This window comes from Novosphingobium aerophilum (assembly GCF_014230305.1).
In the GTDB taxonomy this organism is placed as follows: Bacteria; Pseudomonadota; Alphaproteobacteria; order Sphingomonadales; family Sphingomonadaceae; genus Novosphingobium; species Novosphingobium aerophilum.
The window spans coordinates 33,937-50,216 of the sequence record NZ_JACLAU010000005.1; the positions used below are offsets into that span (position 1 = coordinate 33,937).

A 16,280-nucleotide genomic window follows, 5' to 3' on the forward strand; every position below is an offset into this window, starting at 1 on the left:
CATGGCGCTCTACGAACCCTTCCCGAACTACATCTGGAACCTCTCGGTCTCGATCGCGATGGAAAGCGGCGGGCAGATCGGCGAAATCGTCGACATGTGCCAGCCGATCATCGCGGCGGCCGCCAACGGCGGTGACGCGGGCACGCCGGCCTTCATGAAGCAGTGGGCCGGCTATGGCGACAAGCTGATCGAGCTCGCCGCCGAGGACGAGGCGCGGGGCCGGGCGTTCAGCGCCTCCAACAAGCTCGAGCGCGCTGCGCTCTACCTGCTGGTGGCCGAACGCATGCAAGGGCATGGCGCCCCGGGTCGCAAGGAGACCTACGCCAAGGCCCTCGCCGCCTTCGAGAAGTCGACCGCGCTGGGCAAGATCAACCGTGAGCGCGTCGAGGTTCCGCTGGCGACCGGAACGATGCCCGCACTCTACACCCGCGCGCCGGGTTCGGGCCCGCATCCGGTGGTGGTCTATTGCAACGGGCTCGATAGCTGCAAGGAGCTGCTCTACTGGAGCCGCCTCCCTGAGGCGCTGGCGCGGCGGGGGGTTTCGACCCTCTGTGTCGATCAGCCGGGTTCCGGCGAGGCGTTGCGGCTGCAGGGGCTGCCGGTCGATCCCCATTCGGAAAGCTGGGCAAGCAAGGCGGTGGACTGGCTGGAGCAGCAGCCCGATGTCGATCCCGCGCGGATCGGCATGACCGGGATCAGCCTGGGTGGCCACTTCGCCCCCCGCGCGGTCGCCTATGAGCCGCGCTTCGCCAGCGGCGCGGTGTGGGGCGCCAACCACAACTGGCGCGAGGTCCAGGACAAGCGCATGGCGCGCGAGGGCGAAAACCCCGTGCCGCATTACTGGGCCCACGTGATGTGGGCCTTCGGCGCCACCGACATGGACGATTTCCTCGCCAAGTCCACCAACATGAACCTCAACGGGCACATGGACCGGATCAAGGTGCCGTTCCTGGTCACTCACGGCGCGCACGATCGCCAGATCAGCGTGGCCTATGCCGACGACCTGTACGACCAACTGATCAACGCGCCCCGCCGCGAGAAGGTGATCTTCACCGAACGCGAGGGCGGGGTCGAGCACGTCGGCGCCGACAACATGAGCTATGGGCGCGACTGCATTGCCGACTGGTTCGCCGAGACGCTGGGTGGCCAGATTGCCTGATGAGCGGGGAATAAAGCCATAGGTCCTGCCTATGGGAGCATAAGAAAACCGTATTTTTCCCGGACTTTGAAACCAGCCATAAGCCTGCATAGCCAGCACCTATTGACATCGGGCTGGAATTTATGAAATTAGCATTCTAATTCATAGTTGGCGCCCCAAAGGGGCGTTCGAGGGGAGGTACTGACATGGCATATCGACGGACAGGAATCGGTCTGTTGGCGGGTGTTTGCTCGCTGGCGGTTGCGGCATCGGCGTTCGCCCAGACCCAGCCGCAGGGGGCGGCCGGGTCTGGTAACGATGCCAACGAAAACGAAATCGTCGTGACCGCGCAGAACCGCAGCCAGAATGTGCAGGACGTGCCGATCGCGATCGACGTGGTCAACGCCGAAGCGCTCAAGAAGACCGGCTTCGGTGGCCTGAACGACATCGACAAGATCGCGCCGGTGGTCCAGCTCAACCAGGACCAGGGCACGGTCAAGATTTCGGTTCGTGGCGTCGGCACCGCCACCAATGACGAATCCCAGGACACCTCGGTCGTCGTGAACATCGATGGCGAGTACATGAACCGCCCCGACGCGATGAGCGTCGCGCTGTTCGACATGGAACGCGTCGAAGTGCTGCGCGGGCCGCAGGGCACGCTTTATGGCCGCAACTCGACCGGCGGCGCGATCAACTTCATCACTCGCAAGGCCGGCAACACCCTGGGCGCCAACGCATCCGCCAGCTATGGCAACTACAATGCCGTGCGCCTCGATGGCGGCGTGGATCTGCCGCTGGGCGATGTGGCTGCCGTTCGTGTCGCGGGCTTCTACGACTCGCATGACGGTTACGTGAGCCACCCCGCGCGTCCGGCGTTCAACGGCGGCGGATTCAACTACCCGGCCTTCGCCGGCGGCAAGTCGGATGACAACAAGTCCTACGGCGGGCGCATCTCGCTCAAGCTGACCCCCGGTGAGCGCCTGACCGCGAACGTTTCAGCGGAATTCGCGCGCCGAGACTTCACTCCGCAGGCCTTCGCCGCGGCGGACCTTAACGTGGCCGGCAATGGTCCGACCGGCGGGGCTTGCAACAACGGCTTCACCCGCGTCGCACCCGCCTATCCGCAGGTGCTGTGCGTGCCCAACAACACCAACCTGCTGTCGAAGATCGACCGTTCGACCTATCTTCCGCCGAACTTCGGGCTGGGTAAGCTGGGTCAGGAGACCTGGGCGATCCGCGGTCGGCTGGCCTACGAACTGGGCGACAGCGCCACGCTGACCTACACGGGCGGTTATCGCAACTTCAAGGGCGATCCGGGCACCTTCCTGACCTTGCCCTACACCTATCGCTCGTTCAGTTGGAACCGCGAAACCAACACCCAGAGCCACGAGCTGCGGCTCAACGGCACGGCGGGCGCGCTGACCTATCAGTTCGGCGGGTTCTACTTCCAGGAATCGGTCAACAACGAGAGCGCCTTCGTTACGACCTTCGGTCCGAACGTGGTCCAACTGTCGTACTTCGGCCGCTATGTGAACAGCAACAGCAAGTCGCTGTTCGGCCAGGTCGAATATGCCTTCACCGACAAGCTGACCGCGGTCGGCGGGCTGCGCTACACCAAGAACGAGCGCACCGGCATCTATCGCAATGCCAGCCCGTTCGGCGCCGGTCCGCCGGATCCGCTGCTGTTCAACGGCCCGATCCAGCGCCAGAACTTCTCGGCGCTGCGCTTCGGCTCGACGCTCAATCTCGACAGCAGTGAAGACCGGGTCACCTGGCTCGCCGGCTTGAACTACAAGCCCGATGCCGACACGCTGATCTATGGCAAGGTTTCGACCGGCTTCAAGGGCGGCGGGTTCGACTCGGTCGGCGACTACAAGCCCGAGACCAACACGGCGTACGAAGCCGGCCTGAAGAAGAACTTCGGCGAGTACGGCCAGCACGTCTTCAACCTCACCGGGTTCTACTACGACTACAAGGACCTGCAGGTGTCCGTGCTGCTTGACACGCGGCTGGGTGGCCAGACCTTCAACGCAGGCAAGGCCAAGATCTGGGGCATCGAGGCGACGACTGACCTGAAGCTGGACGACAACACCGGCTTCCATGCCTCGGTCAATTACCTGAACGCCCAGTACAAGGACCTGAAGGCCCAGTTCAACGTCTATGCCGTCCCGGGAACCGGGCCGGACATCAACGGCGTGGGTGACCTCGATCCGAACACTGCGGGTGTCCAGCAGCCCAACTTCGCGGGCAACCGCCCGGGCTTCTCGCCCGAGTGGATCATCACCGCCGGGCTGGATCACACCATCGATCTGGGCGCTGCGGGGAGCCTGACCGGTCGCGTCAACACGACCTTCAAGAGCTCGTACTTCACGGACTTCTACAACTACCGTGACGGGCAGCAGAAGGCCTTCACCAACACCGAGCTGAACCTTGAATACCGGCCGGAGAACAAGCGGTTCTCGATCCAGGGCTTCGTCAAGAACCTCGAGAACAACCGTCCGCTCACCTACGGCAGCTTCATCTCGGCCGGTCCGGTGGACGACGTGTTCAACTGGCAGTTCGGCACGCCGCGCACTTACGGCGTGCGGTTGAGCGCCGACTTCTGATCTGACGATCGGGCAGGGCGGGCCAGGCTGGTCCGCCCTGCCGTGCTTACGCCTTCTGGAGTACCGCTGGGCGATGACCGATGCGACAGGCTGGAACCGCCGCGACGTGCTCGGTGCGGCAAGTCTGGTGGCCCTGGCCTTCGGTTTGCCGCTGGCCGCGGTGGAATGGTCGGCTGTTCCGGCCGAGGATCGGCCCGGTCCGGCGGATCGGGCGTTGCTGCGCGAGGTGAGCCAGCTGGTCATCCCGCGGACCGCAACGCCGGGAGCCGGCGATGTGGGAGCGGGCGACTTCGTCCTGTTGGCCCTGGCGCACGGACTTGATGCCTCGCGCCGGCCGCCCGGTGCGATCACCCCCGATCTGTTGCCCCATCTGCGTCCCGACGGATCGTTGCGCCATGCCGCCTGGCTGGCCGCCGAACTCGATCGGCGCGGGGGCGGACGCTTCATGGCCGCTGCCCCCCCCAGGCGGGCGGAACTCCTCGCCGCGCTGGATGCCGAAGCCTTTGCCGAGGGTGCGGGCGACAATCCGTGGCGCACGATCAAGGGCCTGATCCTGACCGGCTATTACACCACCGAGATCGGCGGATCGCGCGAGCTGCGCTACGAACTGGTGCCGGGCCGCTATGACCCCGATCTTCCCGCCACCCCGCAGACCGTCGCCTTTTCGAGCGACTGGACCGCGGTGGACTTCGGCTGATAACGGAACGCTTGCCGATGGACTTCGACGCGATCGTGGTCGGCTCCGGAATCACCGGAGGCTGGGCCGCCAAGGAACTGACCGAGGCGGGGCTCAAGGTCCTGATGATCGAGCGTGGGCGCGAGATCCGGCACCAGCAGGACTATGCCACCGAGACGAAGGCGCCCTGGGAGCTGCCGTTCCGCGGCCAGGGCGATGCCGCGCTCTACCGCCGGGAGTACCCGGTGCAGATGCTCAACCGCCACTTCACCGAATTCACGCAGGGTCACTTCGTCAACGATGCCCAGAACCCCTACAGCACGGGGGCCGATACCGATTTCACGTGGTTCCGTTCCTATCAGCTCGGCGGGCGCTCGCTGACCTGGGGGCGCCAGTCCTACCGCTGGTCGGACTACGATTTCGAGGCCAACCAGCGCGACGGCCATGGCACCGACTGGCCGATCCGCTACGCCGATCTCGCCCCCTGGTACGACAAGGTCGAGGACTTCATCGGCGTATCGGGGCAGGCCGAGGGTCTGGCCCAACTGCCCGATGGGCGCTTTCAGCCGGGCATGGCGCTCAATGTGGTGGAGCGGCACACGCGCGAGGCGATCCGAGCCAAATGGCCCGAGCGTTGCCTGACCATCGGGCGCACCGCCAACCTCACCCAGGCCAAGCCCGACGAGGGGCGCGGGGCCTGCCAGAACCGCTCGATCTGCGCGCGCGGCTGTTCCTATGGCGCCTATTTCTCGACCCAGTCGAGCACGTTGCCGGCGGCCATGAAGACCGGGCGCCTGACGGTGATCACCGATGCCGTGGTCGAGGCGCTCGACTATGATCCCGCCACCCGCCGGGTCTCCGGGGTGCGCTGGATCGAAACGAAGACCCGGCAGCGCCAGGTCGCCCGGTCGCGCATCGTGTTTCTCAACGCGGGCGCGTTCAATTCGGTCCATATCCTGCTCAACTCGGTGAGCGCAGCCATGCCCAACGGGCTCGCCAATTCCAGCGGCGTGCTCGGCACGCACATCATGGACCATGCCAACACGCTGTCGGCCATGGCCCTGATGCCGGGGTTCGAAGGCCACACCACCTTCGGCAACCGCCCGACCGGCGCGATCATCGCGCGCTACCGCAATCTCGAAACCATGGACGGCGTGGGCCATACCCGGGGCTTTTCGTTCCAGGGCGGCGCGTTGCAGAGCACCTGGACCGCGGGCAAGCGCGAGGCCGGGATCGGCGCGGACTACAAGGACAAGCTGCGCCATCCCGGCATGTGGAAGATGGTCCTGGTCGGCTTTGCCGACTGCGTGCCGCGCGCCACCAACCGCCTGACGCTCGATCGCCGCCGCACCGATGCCAACGGCCTGCCCCTGCTGAAGATCGATTTCGCTTTCGGGGCCGAGGAGCATGCCGCGCTCGCCCAGGCCAAGGCCGATGCGGCCGAGATGTTGACCGCCGCGGGCGGGACGGTGATCATGGGGTTCGACCGCCCGGGCGCCGGCGGCACGGCGATCCACGAGATGGGCGGGGCCCGGATGGGGCACGATCCGGCCAGTTCGGTGCTCAACCGGTGGAGCCAGGCCCACGACGTCGCCAACCTGTTCGTCACCGACGGCGCCCAGATGAGCTCATCCGCCTGCCAGAACCCCTCGCTCACTTACATGGCGCTCACCGCGCGGGCCTGTGCGGCGGCGGTGTCGATGCTGCGCGAAGGCCGGATCTGACATGATGCGCGGATCGTGATGGAGTCCGAGGCGATGACCCCCCGCCAGAAGACCCTGGCGGTGCTGGTGCTGGTCGTGGCGCTGGTGCTGGAAATCGTCGACATGACGATCGTCAACATCGCGCTGCCGGCGATCAAGACCGGCATCGGGGCCGATTCCGTCCACGCCCAGTGGATCGTCGCGGGCTATTCGATCAGCTTCGCGCTGCTGCTGATGGCCGGCGGGCGCCTGGGCGACAGCCTGGGCTATCGGCGCATGATGGTCTGGGGCGTGGCCGGGTTCACCCTGGCCTCGGCCGCCTGCGGGCTGGCGCAGGACGGGGCCCAACTGGTCGCGGCGCGGCTGCTGCAGGGCGCCACGGGGGCGCTGATGGCGCCGCAGTCGATGGCCCTGCTGCAGGTCCTGTTCGATCCGCTGGAGCGGGTTGCCAGGATGGCCCTGTTCGGCGTGGTCGGCGGACTGGCCGCGATCGCGGGGCCGATCCTGGGCGGGATCCTGATCGACGCGGATGTCTTCGGGCTCGGCTGGCGGCTCCTGTTCCTGATCAATGTGCCGGTGGGCGTGGTGACCATCCTGGCGGCCCTGCGCTTCCTGCCGAGTTCGCGGTCGCATCTGCCCGGCGGCTATGATCTGGCGGGGACGCTGTGGTTCGGGGCGGCGGTCGGCGCGCTGATCTGGCCGCTCATCGGGGGCGAGGGAGAAGGCCGGGGCCACGGCGACCAGTTGTGGCTGACCCTCGCGGCCCTGCCGCTTGGCTGGTTGGGCTGGCGGCATGTGACTCGGCGCACCGCGGAAGGCCGCCCCGCGCTGTTCGATCCGGCGATCCTGGCGATCCCCACCTTCCGCCTCGGCCTGGCCATGTCGGTGGCCTTCGCCGCCGCCAATGCCGGCTTCCTCTTCGTCTTCGCCTTCGCGCTTCAGGCCGAGCGGGGCCAGTCGCCGCTGATGGCGGGCCTGCTGCACATGCCCTTTGGCCTGGGAGCGATGTTCGGGATCGGCTTCATGAGCCGCCGGCTGTTGCCCCGGATGGGGCGCACCCTGCCGTTGATCGGCGCGCTGGTGATGGCCGTGTCCTGCCTGCTGGTGCTGGCCGCGATCGGCCTGGGCTGGCCGCTGGTCAGCGTGGTCCCGGCGATGGTGACGGCGGGCAGCGGCATGGGCATGACGATTGGCAGCATCGGCCCGATCACCTTCTCGCACATGGACCGCGCCCATGCCGGCGCAGCGTCGGGTCTGGTCAAGACCTGCCAGCAGCTCGGCAGCGGGCTGGGCGTGGCGCTGATCGGCAGCGCCTACTTCGGCTGGGCGACGGCGATCGGCCTGCGCCCCTCGCTGTTTTGTGCTTGGCTCCTGGCCGCAATTCTGGCGTGGTGCGCGACGCTCGCCACCCGCCTGCCAAGCACCATCTTCCATCCCGCCACCAACCCGGAGCCTGCCGCGCCATGACCCGCCGCTTTGTCGATCTGTCGATCATGCTGTGCAACGATGTGGTGAGTGACCCGCCGTTCCTGCGGCCCGAGATCACCTACCAGACCCACCGCGAGACGGTGGACGAGATGCAGCATTTCTTCCCCGGGCTCCAGGCCGAGGACCTGCCGGGCGGCGAAGGCTTCGCAGCGGCGGAATGGGTCCGTCTGACCACGCACAGCGGCACCCACCTGGACGCGCCGTGGCACTTCCACCCGACGCAGGACGGCGGGCAGCCGTCACTGACCATCGACGAGATCCCGCTGGAATGGTGCTTCCAGCCGGGGGTGAAGCTGGACTTCACTGCTCTGCCGGACGGCTATGTCGTCACCGCCGCCGACGTAGAGGCCGAGCTCAAGCGGATCGGCCACGAGCTGAAGCCGCTCGAGATCGTCCTGGTCAACACCGCCGCAGGCAAGGCGCTGGGCGATCCCGACTATGTCAGCCGCGGCTGCGGGATGGGCTATGAGGCGACGATGTACCTGACCAGCCGGGGTGTGCGCGTGACCGGGACCGATGCCTGGTCATGGGATGCGCCCTTTGTCCACACCGCGCAAAAGGTGAAGGAAACCGGCGATACCTCGCTGATCTGGGAAGGGCACAAGGCCGGTCGCGATATCGGCTACTGCCACCTGGAAAAGCTGCACAACCTGGAAGTGCTGCCGCCGCACGGCTTCACGGTCAGTTGCTTCCCGCACAAGATCAAGGGCGCCTCGGCCGGGTGGACCCGCGCCGTCGCCATTTTCGAGGATTGAACCAATGCGTCTCGCCACCCGCGCCAACGGCACCCCGGACGGGGAATTGATCGTCGTCTCCGGCGATGCCACAAGCTGCCTGTCCGCCGCCGACATCGCCCCCAACCTGCTCGCCGCGCTGGAGCGGTGGGAGGCGCTGGTGCCGATGCTGCAGGCCCGCGCCGAGCTGATCCAGGCCGGGCAGGGCGATCCACTTGATCCCGCCACCCTGCGCGCGCCGCTGCCGCGATCGTGGCAGTGGCTCGATGGATCGGCCTTCGCCACGCACGGCGAATTGATGCAGATCGCCTTCGGGCTCGATCCGATCGATCGCGAACGGCCGCTGATGTACCAGGGCCTGTCCGACCGCTTCCTGGGTCCCAGCGACGATGTGCCCGTGCCCGATTCCGCGCTGGGGATCGATTTCGAAGGCGAATTCGGCGTGATCGTCGATGCCGTGCCGATGGGCACCAGCGTGGCCGATGCTGCGCAGCATATCCGCCTGATCGTCCAGATCAACGACTGGTCGCTGCGCGCGATCGCGCCGATCGAGATGAAGACCGGGTTCGGCTGGGTCCAGGCCAAGCCGGCCTGCTCGGTCGCGCCCTTTGCCGTTACGCCCGACGAGCTGGGCGGGGACTGGCGCGACGGGCGGGTCTGCTGCGACCTGCTGGTCGAATGGAACGGCGCCCGCTTTGGCCTGGTCAACGGCGATCAGATGGCCTTTTCCTTCCCCGAGCTGGTCGCCCATGCGGCGCGCACGCGCGATCTGGTGGCCGGGACGATCATCGGATCGGGCACGGTGTCCAACCGCGAATATGCCGAACGCGGATCGGCCTGCATTTCCGAACGCCGCGCGATCGAGATCATCGCCGAGGGCAATCCCCGCACCGCCTTCATGGCCTTCGGGGACCGGGTGCGGATCGAGGGTAGGGCGAGTGACGGGAGCACCCCGTTCGGGACCATCGACCAGCGCGTGGTCCAGGCCTGACGGTCAGCCCGCCAGCACCACCCGCACCCCTGCGGCGGCCAGCACCGGGGCCATGTCGGCGGGCAGGGCGTCGGTGACGATCGTGTCGATCTCGTCCAGCGCGCAGACGATCGTGCCGGACTGGGACCGGAACTTGCTGCTGTCGATCAGCAGGATCACCTCCTCGGCCCGGTCGATCAGACGGCGCTCGGCCGCGACCAGCACCACGTCGGCCTGCATCGCCCCCTGCGGGCCCAGCGCGGCCGCTCCCATGAACAGTTTGGGGGCGTGGAAGCGCGGCATCGATTCCTCTCCCGCCGCGGCCAGGATGATGTTCTGTTCGCGAAACAGCGTGCCCGATGGCACCAGGATCCGCGTGCTGTCCTGCGACAGCAGCGCGTTGACGATGTGCAGCGAATTGGTCAGCACCTGACAGCCCAGCCCGGCCAGATGCGGACACATCTGCAGCGTGGTGGTGCCGCCATCGATCATGATCCCCTCGCCGGGGACAACCAGAGCCGCCGCCGCCCGGCCGATCGCCCGCTTGGCAGCCAGGTTCTGGGTGATCGACTGGTCGAACGGCGTCCCGCCCAGCCGCAGCGACGGTTCGCCCGCCTGCGGCAGCTTGGCGCCGCCATGGACCCTGACGATGCGCCCCTCCTCCTCCAGCCGGGTGAGGTCGCGCCGGATCGTGGCCGGGGAGGCATCGAGCAGCCGTTCCAGCTCACGATAGCTGACGAAACCGGTGGCGCTCAGCGCCTCGGCGATCCTGCGTTCCCGCTCTGCGGCGTGCATGATCCCGTCCTGCCCTGGTTCAGGCCGTGCCGGCGCGCTCGGCGGTGAGCTGTTCCAGCGACTTGCCTTCGTTGCGCGGCGCCCAGATCACGCCGACCACGCCGCTGATCACCAGGAAGCCGGTGAGGATCCAGGCCAGTTCGGTGAAGTTGTTGGCCGCCAGCGAAGGCACGGCCAGGCTCCAGACGCCCAGGCCGATGCGGACGATGGCGAAGGCCAGCCCCTGCGCGGTCGAGCGGATCGCGGTGGGGAACAGCTCGGCGCTCCACAGTTGGAAAAAGCTTTGCGCGCCGAACCCGCCCGCGACACCCATGATCACGATGTGGACGATCACCACCGGCAGGGTGAAGCCCAGCAGGGCCAGCAGGGCCATGCCGATGACGTGGAGCACGGCCGAGATCGCGAACAGCCGGCGCTGGTTGACCCGGTCCGACAGCTTCATGAAAATGAACCAGATCGAGAGCATGCCGATGAAGAAATAGCCTGCGGGCACGACCGTGGCGGCCCATTCGGGCAAGTGGTTCTGTTCGATCAGGTAGGGCGTGAAGAACCCGTTGTAGCCCGCCCACAGGTTCCACATGCCGTACATGACGACCAGGTAGAGCACCGCGGCGATGTGCCGGCCGGTCAGCACGTCGGCCCAGCCGGGGACCTTTCCGCCGGTCTCGGCCACGGTTTCCTCCCACCGCTCGCTTTCCTTCATGCGGCTGCGCAGGAAGGTCAGGGCCAAGGCCAGGACGGCCAGGTGGATGAACAGCCAGCGCACCCCGTCGATTCCGAAGGGCTTGAGGAAATAGCCCGCGACCAGGACCGCGACGGGGCCGAGATACCAGAGGATCTGCGCCACCCCGGAATGAGCCCCGCGCGCGTCGTCGGGGGCCTGCTCGGCGATCAGCGACCAGCTGGCCGGAATGTCCGCGCCCACTGCCAGCCCGACCAGCAGGAAGCCGGTGATGATCATCCAGGGGGCCGCGGCGAAGATCAGGAACATCATGCCGAAGGCGTAGAACAGCATGTCGAACTGGTAGATCCGCTTGCGCCCGAACAGGTCGCACAGGCGTCCGCCGATCAGGGCGCCGACCCCGGCCGAGATGGCATTGGCGGAAAAGGCGCCGATCAGCCCGATGAAGCTGTCGGACAGGTGGTACTGCTCCTTCCACAGCGCCAGCGCGACCGAGCCCGAGACGATCGATCCGGCATCGATGTAGTTGGCGAGGCCAGCCAGCACCGTGTTGCGCCAGTGATCGCGCGAGGACATCGTTTCGGCGTGGACGGCGGAACCCATTGTCAGTCTTTCATGGCCAGGATGGAGCGGTCGATCTCGTCGACCCGCGTGGTGCCCGTCAGCGCCATGGCGATGCGCAGTTCGGCGGCGATGATGTCGAGCATCCGCGTGACGCCGGCCTCGCCTCCGGCGGCGAGGGCCCAGGCCCAGGCGCGGCCGAGCAGCACGCCCTTGGCCCCCAGCGCGATCAGGCGGGCGACGTCCAGCCCCGAGCGGACCCCGCCATCGGCCAGCACGGTCAGCCGATCCCCCACGGCATCGGCGATCGGGGGGAGGGCGCGCGCGCTGGACAGCACCCCGTCGAGCTGGCGGCCACCGTGGTTCGACACCACGATCCCGTCGGCCCCGAGCTCAGCGGCCTGCTTCGCGTCCTCGGGGTCGAGAATGCCCTTGATGATCAGCGGGCCTTTCCACTCGGCGCGAATGAAGTCGAGATCGCGCCAGTGGATCGAGGGATCGAAGTTGTCGCGCATCCAGGCGAAGAAGTCCTCCACTCCGCTCTTGCCCTTGAGCACCGGGGCGACATTGCCGAGCGTCATCGGGCGGCCGTTGAGCGCCACGTCCCAGGCCCAGCCGGGTCGCCGCAGGACCTGCGCGACCCGGCGCACCTGGCCACCCAGCCCCGGAGAACCGGCGAGCCGGCTGTGGTAGTCGCGATAGCGCGCGCCCGGGACCGGCATGTCGACCGTGAAGACCAGCGCCGCGCAATTCGCAGCGGCGGCCTGGGCGAGCAGGTCCCGCACGAAGCCGCGGTCGCGCACCATGTAGAGCTGGAACCAGAAGGGCCGGGATGCGGCCCGGGTGACCTCGCTCAGCGAACAGGCGCCGACCGTAGAGAGGGTGAAGGGCACGCCCGCCCGCTCCGCGGCGCGCACCGCCTGGCATTCGCCGCGCCGGGCGTTCAGCCCCGCCAGGCCGATCGGCGCGAGGGCCACCGGCATCGCCAGACGCTGGCCGAACAGTTCGGTCGACATGTCGAGCTGGGACACGTCGCGCAGCACCCTTTGACGCAGGGCGATCTCGGCCAGATCGCTGATGTTCCGCCGCAGCGTCGCTTCGGCATAGGAGCCGCCATCGATATATTCGAACAGGAAATGCGGCAGGCGACGGCGGGCCGCCTCGCGAAAGTCGGCCACGGATGCGGTGATCACGCCCTGGTCTCCTCTTGTCCGGCCGCAAGCGCGGCAAGCCAGTTGGTCCGGTACGGGGCCAGATCCTGCGCGAGCGGGATGACCCTGACCAGATCGCCAGAGGGAGTAAGCGATGGATCGACCAGGCGCAAAGCTCCGAACGAGACATCGTTGTGGGCATTTGCGGTGTAGATTGCACAATCCGGGCGCAGGGCGGCCAGGGCGCGGACAAAGACCTCGGCTTCGGCGAAGCGGCCCTCCACCAGGATGCGGTCCCGGCTGCCGATCAGGTCCAGCGCAGTGGTTGTCATCAGCGCGGCATAGAGGCAGGCGGCGGCGCGCCGCTCCATCCAGTCGTCGGGGCGGTTGCGGAAGGCAAAGCGCGCCTCAGGGAAGGGCCCGCAACCCCGCGCCAGGGTTGGCAGGATCATGGCGCCCGCGTCCAGCACCCGGGGCACGGCGGCGAGCAGGGCGGGCTGGTCCGGCTTGATATCGACCCGGCGGGTATCGAGCTCGATCAGGGTTTCGATCTCGCGTCCGCCCATGAACCGGGCCGAAGGCACCGGCCTGCCATGAACGTCCACATTGACCAGGCAATCGCGCGCTTCGGGCAGGGCGGCCATGTCGAATGGTCCAGCCGGGGAGCGCATGCCGATGAACCAGGTGCCGGTGGACAGGACGGTCGCCTCGCCCGCGCCGATCTCGGGAAAACCCCGGGCGGCGAGCAGCGCAGCGTTGGAATCGTGGAGCCCGGCCAGCACCTCGACCTGCGAAGACAGGCCGGTGGCGGCGGCGATCGCGGGCGTCAGCGGCCCGACCCGATCGCCGGCGCGGACCACCGGCGCAAAGCGCGCCGCCCAGCCCAGTCGCCGGGCCAGGGGCGAAAAGTCGCCCGCGGCAGGGCTCCACAGGTCGGAATGGCAGCCCAGGCTGGTCACCTCGCTGACCGCGCGGCCGGTCAGGAACCAGGCCCAGTACTGCGCCCAGGGCAGCAGCGTGGCCCCGGCCATGGCCTCAGGATAGAGCCGCTCCAGCCAGAACAGCTGGCTGCCGATGTTGAGCCCGTCGGGCAGGGCGGGGGAACCGGTCAGCGCGAAGGGATCGCGCTCGCGCCGGTATGCCACCAGCACCTCGGCCGGGATCACCTGTTCGTAGTCGAGCGGCGGGAAGGCCACCGTATCGCCGGTCAGGGCGACGATCCCGGCGCCGTGGCCCACCGGGATGATCCGTTCCACCGGATGATCGGCGAAGGCTCCCAGCGTCTCGACCAGCCAGGCACCGATCCCGTCCAGGTCGAGCCGACGGATCCCGTCGGTCGCCACCAGCCGGTTGGGCCGCACCCGACGATCGATCATCGCCCCGGCACGATCCCACAGGCTGACCTTGCTGAGGGTCTTGCCCAGATCGATGACAATGGTGGCGCCCGCGTTCAAGCGCATCTCTCCCTCTTTTCGGAAATGATCATTATCGATCATGATTGATCATTTCCAGCAAAAAGATTATCAGTCCGGCCCAGCCGTACCATCGCGCCACGGGCCAGGACAGAATGCCATGAACGCCGAAACCCCGATTTCCCCGGCCGCGCTGCCCTTTGCCGTTCCGACCAGCCGGTGGGACGAATCGGTGGCCGCCACGCTCACTCCGGCGGAGCTGCTGCTCTACCGCTCGAACCTGCTCGGCTCGGACCTGACGGTCACCAATTTCGGCGGCGGGAACACCTCGGCCAAGCTGACCGAGACCGATCCGCTCACCGGCGAACCGGTCGAGGTGCTGTGGGTCAAGGGCTCGGGCGGGGACATCGGCTCGATGACGCTCGATGGCTTCGCCACGCTGTACCAGGCCAAGCTGCTCGGGCTGGAGCAGCACTATGCCGGGCCGGAAGATGACGACAAGATGGTGGGTTACCTGCCGCATTGCACGTTCAACCTGAACAGCCGCGCCGCCAGCATCGATACCCCGCTGCATTCGCTGCTGCCCTTCGCCCATGTCGACCACGTCCACCCCGACGCGATCATCGCGCTCGCCGCATCGTCGGGCGGGGAAGCGGCCACGCGCGCGATCTGGGGCGGGCGGATCGGCTGGCTGCCGTGGAAGCGCCCGGGCTATACGCTGGGGGTGATGCTGCGTGACTATGTCGCAGCGAACCCGGGGGTCGAAGGCGTGATGCTCGCCGGGCACGGGATCATCTGCTGGGCCGACAGCGCCCGGGCCTGTTACGAACACACCGTGCGACTGATCGCCGATGCCGCGGACTATCTCAACGCGCGGCTGGCGGCCCGCCCGGCTTTCGGCGGACAGGCCGTCGCGCCCCATCCGGACCGCGCCGCGATCGCCGCCGACCTGATGCCCCGCCTGCGCGGGCTGATGACCGGGGCGCGGCGGAAGGTCGGCCATTTCTCCGACGATGCCGAAGCGCTGGAGTTCGTCGGCTCGGCCGATTTCGAACGGCTCGCCGCGCTGGGCACCTCGTGCCCCGACCACTTCCTGCGCACCAAGATCGCGCCGCTCACGCTCGATCCGGCGCGGCTGCAGGACGACGCCTATCTGGCCGAAAAGATCGCCGATTACCGGGCGCTCTATGCGGCCTATTACGAGCGCTGCAAGCGGCCGAACTCGCCCGCGATGCGCGATGCCAACCCGGTGGTGGTGCTGGTGCCCGGCGTGGGCCGGATCACCTTCGCCACCGACAAGACCACCGCGCGGCTCGCCGGCGAGTTCTACGGCAATGCCATCAACGTGATGCGCGGCGCCGAAGCCATCGGCGACTACATCGCGCTCGACGAGCAGGAGGCTTTCGACATCGAGTACTGGCTGCTCGAGGAGGCCAAGCTGCAGCGCATGCCCGCGCCCAAGCCGATGGTCGGGCGGATCGCGCTCGTCACCGGCGGGGCCGGCGGGATCGGCGCGGCCACCGCGGCGCGCTTCCTGCGCGAGGGCGCCTGCGTGGTCCTGGCCGATCGGGATGCCGCCGCCGCCAAGGACGTGCGCACCGGCTTCGCGAAGCAGTTCGGCCAGGACGTGGTCCGCGCCGTCGCCTGCGACGTCACCGACGAGGCCCAGGTCAAGGCCGCGTTCGACTTCGCCGCGCGCGAATTCGGCGGGCTCGACGTGCTGGTCGCCAATGCCGGGATCGCCTCGTCCGCGCCGATCGAGCAGACCACGGTCGAGCTGTGGGACCGCAATTTCGACGTGCTCGCCCAGGGCTACTTCCTCACCGCCAAGCACGCCTGGCCGCGGCTCAGGCGGATGAAGGACCAGGGTGGCGCCTCGGTGGTGTTCATCGGCTCGAAGAACGCCGTGGCGGCCGCCGCCGGGGCTTCGGCCTATGCCTCGGCCAAGGCGGCGGCGAACCATCTGGCGCGCTGCCTGGCGCTGGAGGGCGCGCCCGAGGGCATCCGCGTCAACATCGTGAACCCCGACGCGGTGATCAGGGGCAGCAAGATCTGGGATGGCGACTGGCGCAAGGAGCGCGCGGCCTCGAACAAGGTCGATGCCGGCGAGGAGCTGGAGGCGCATTACCGCAACCGCTCGATGCTGAAGCGCGACGTCCTGCCCGAGGATATCGCCGAGGCCGCCTACTGGCTGGGCTCGGACCTGTCGGCCAAGTCGACCGGCAACATGATCAACGTGGATGCCGGCAACGTGCAGGCCTTCACGCGATAATCGCAGTATCGCACCATCCTCCGCTCGGGCTGAGCCTGTCGAAGCCCGCGCGCACCCTTCGACAGGCTCAGGGTGAGCGGAGGTGGGAAGTG

General features: G+C 67.8%; 12 protein-coding genes. 8 read left to right on the forward strand and 4 right to left on the reverse strand.

All coding sequences use genetic code 11. From position 1 onward, the window contains the following. Position 1 precedes the first annotated feature (1 nt). The 7 genes from H7F49_RS05430 (at position 2) to H7F49_RS05460 (ending at position 9,336) form a co-directional block, all read left to right on the forward strand. Positions 2-1,159: an alpha/beta hydrolase family protein gene (locus H7F49_RS05430; protein ID WP_185682562.1), complete on the forward strand. Its 1,158-nt coding sequence runs from the start codon at positions 2-4 to the stop codon at positions 1,157-1,159. A 215-nt stretch (positions 1,160-1,374) separates the two neighbouring features. After that, positions 1,375-3,744, forward strand: a complete 2,370-nt coding sequence (locus tag H7F49_RS05435; protein WP_235981889.1) for a TonB-dependent receptor — start codon at positions 1,375-1,377, stop codon at positions 3,742-3,744. Between the two features lie 73 nt (positions 3,745-3,817). Beyond that, positions 3,818-4,441, forward strand: coding sequence for a gluconate 2-dehydrogenase subunit 3 family protein (locus tag H7F49_RS05440; RefSeq protein WP_185682564.1), 624 nt, complete (start codon positions 3,818-3,820; stop codon positions 4,439-4,441). Between the two features lie 17 nt (positions 4,442-4,458). Beyond that, positions 4,459-6,144, forward strand: coding sequence for a GMC oxidoreductase (locus H7F49_RS05445; RefSeq protein ID WP_185682565.1), 1,686 nt, complete (start codon positions 4,459-4,461; stop codon positions 6,142-6,144). 33 nt (positions 6,145-6,177) lie between these two features. Next, entirely contained in the window at positions 6,178-7,590 is a 1,413-nt protein-coding gene (locus H7F49_RS05450) for an MFS transporter (RefSeq protein WP_235981891.1), read from the forward strand. After that, complete coding sequence (locus H7F49_RS05455; RefSeq protein WP_185682567.1) at positions 7,587-8,366, forward strand: cyclase family protein; 780 nt, start codon at positions 7,587-7,589, stop codon at positions 8,364-8,366. The genes H7F49_RS05450 and H7F49_RS05455 overlap by 4 nt, the downstream gene beginning before the upstream one ends. Positions 8,367-8,370: 4 nt before the next feature. Further along, positions 8,371-9,336 carry a fumarylacetoacetate hydrolase family protein gene (locus H7F49_RS05460; RefSeq protein ID WP_185682568.1) on the forward strand — a complete coding sequence of 322 codons (966 nt, stop codon included), beginning with the start codon at positions 8,371-8,373 and terminating at the stop codon, positions 9,334-9,336. Positions 9,337-9,339: 3 nt separating this feature from the next. Here the strand turns inward: H7F49_RS05460 and H7F49_RS05465 are convergent, their stop codons facing one another. From H7F49_RS05465 to H7F49_RS05480, 4 genes are read right to left on the reverse strand one after another with little or no spacing between them, the layout of a single operon-like run. Next, positions 9,340-10,110, reverse strand: coding sequence for a DeoR/GlpR family DNA-binding transcription regulator (locus tag H7F49_RS05465; protein WP_185682569.1), 771 nt, complete (start codon positions 10,108-10,110; stop codon positions 9,340-9,342). A 19-nt stretch (positions 10,111-10,129) separates the two neighbouring features. Beyond that, positions 10,130-11,395, reverse strand: a complete 1,266-nt coding sequence (locus tag H7F49_RS05470) for an MFS transporter (protein WP_235981893.1) — start codon at positions 11,393-11,395, stop codon at positions 10,130-10,132. Positions 11,396-11,397: 2 nt separating this feature from the next. Then, positions 11,398-12,546 carry an FMN-dependent L-lactate dehydrogenase LldD gene (lldD, locus tag H7F49_RS05475; protein WP_185682570.1) on the reverse strand — a complete coding sequence of 383 codons (1,149 nt, stop codon included), beginning with the start codon at positions 12,544-12,546 and terminating at the stop codon, positions 11,398-11,400. Next, complete coding sequence (locus H7F49_RS05480; protein WP_185682571.1) at positions 12,543-13,964, reverse strand: FGGY-family carbohydrate kinase; 1,422 nt, start codon at positions 13,962-13,964, stop codon at positions 12,543-12,545. Before H7F49_RS05480 ends, lldD begins: the two co-directional genes overlap by 4 nt. 112 nt (positions 13,965-14,076) lie before the next feature. Here H7F49_RS05480 and H7F49_RS05485 point away from each other — a divergent pair, with 112 nt between their 5' ends. Further along, positions 14,077-16,188, forward strand: coding sequence for a bifunctional rhamnulose-1-phosphate aldolase/short-chain dehydrogenase (locus H7F49_RS05485; protein WP_185682572.1), 2,112 nt, complete (start codon positions 14,077-14,079; stop codon positions 16,186-16,188). Positions 16,189-16,280 lie beyond the last annotated feature (92 nt).

Coding starts and splice junctions, on each gene's coding strand:
- H7F49_RS05430 (WP_185682562.1), top strand. CDS start 2: ATGGCGCTCTACGAACCCTTCCCGAACTACATCTGGAACCTCTCGGTC.
- H7F49_RS05470 (WP_235981893.1), bottom strand. CDS start 11,395: ATGGGTTCCGCCGTCCACGCCGAAACGATGTCCTCGCGCGATCACTGG.
- H7F49_RS05455 (WP_185682567.1), top strand. CDS start 7,587: ATGACCCGCCGCTTTGTCGATCTGTCGATCATGCTGTGCAACGATGTG.
- H7F49_RS05460 (WP_185682568.1), top strand. CDS start 8,371: ATGCGTCTCGCCACCCGCGCCAACGGCACCCCGGACGGGGAATTGATC.
- H7F49_RS05445 (WP_185682565.1), top strand. CDS start 4,459: ATGGACTTCGACGCGATCGTGGTCGGCTCCGGAATCACCGGAGGCTGG.
- H7F49_RS05485 (WP_185682572.1), top strand. CDS start 14,077: ATGAACGCCGAAACCCCGATTTCCCCGGCCGCGCTGCCCTTTGCCGTT.
- H7F49_RS05465 (WP_185682569.1), bottom strand. CDS start 10,110: ATGCACGCCGCAGAGCGGGAACGCAGGATCGCCGAGGCGCTGAGCGCC.
- H7F49_RS05480 (WP_185682571.1), bottom strand. CDS start 13,964: ATGCGCTTGAACGCGGGCGCCACCATTGTCATCGATCTGGGCAAGACC.
- H7F49_RS05440 (WP_185682564.1), top strand. CDS start 3,818: ATGACCGATGCGACAGGCTGGAACCGCCGCGACGTGCTCGGTGCGGCA.
- H7F49_RS05450 (WP_235981891.1), top strand. CDS start 6,178: ATGACCCCCCGCCAGAAGACCCTGGCGGTGCTGGTGCTGGTCGTGGCG.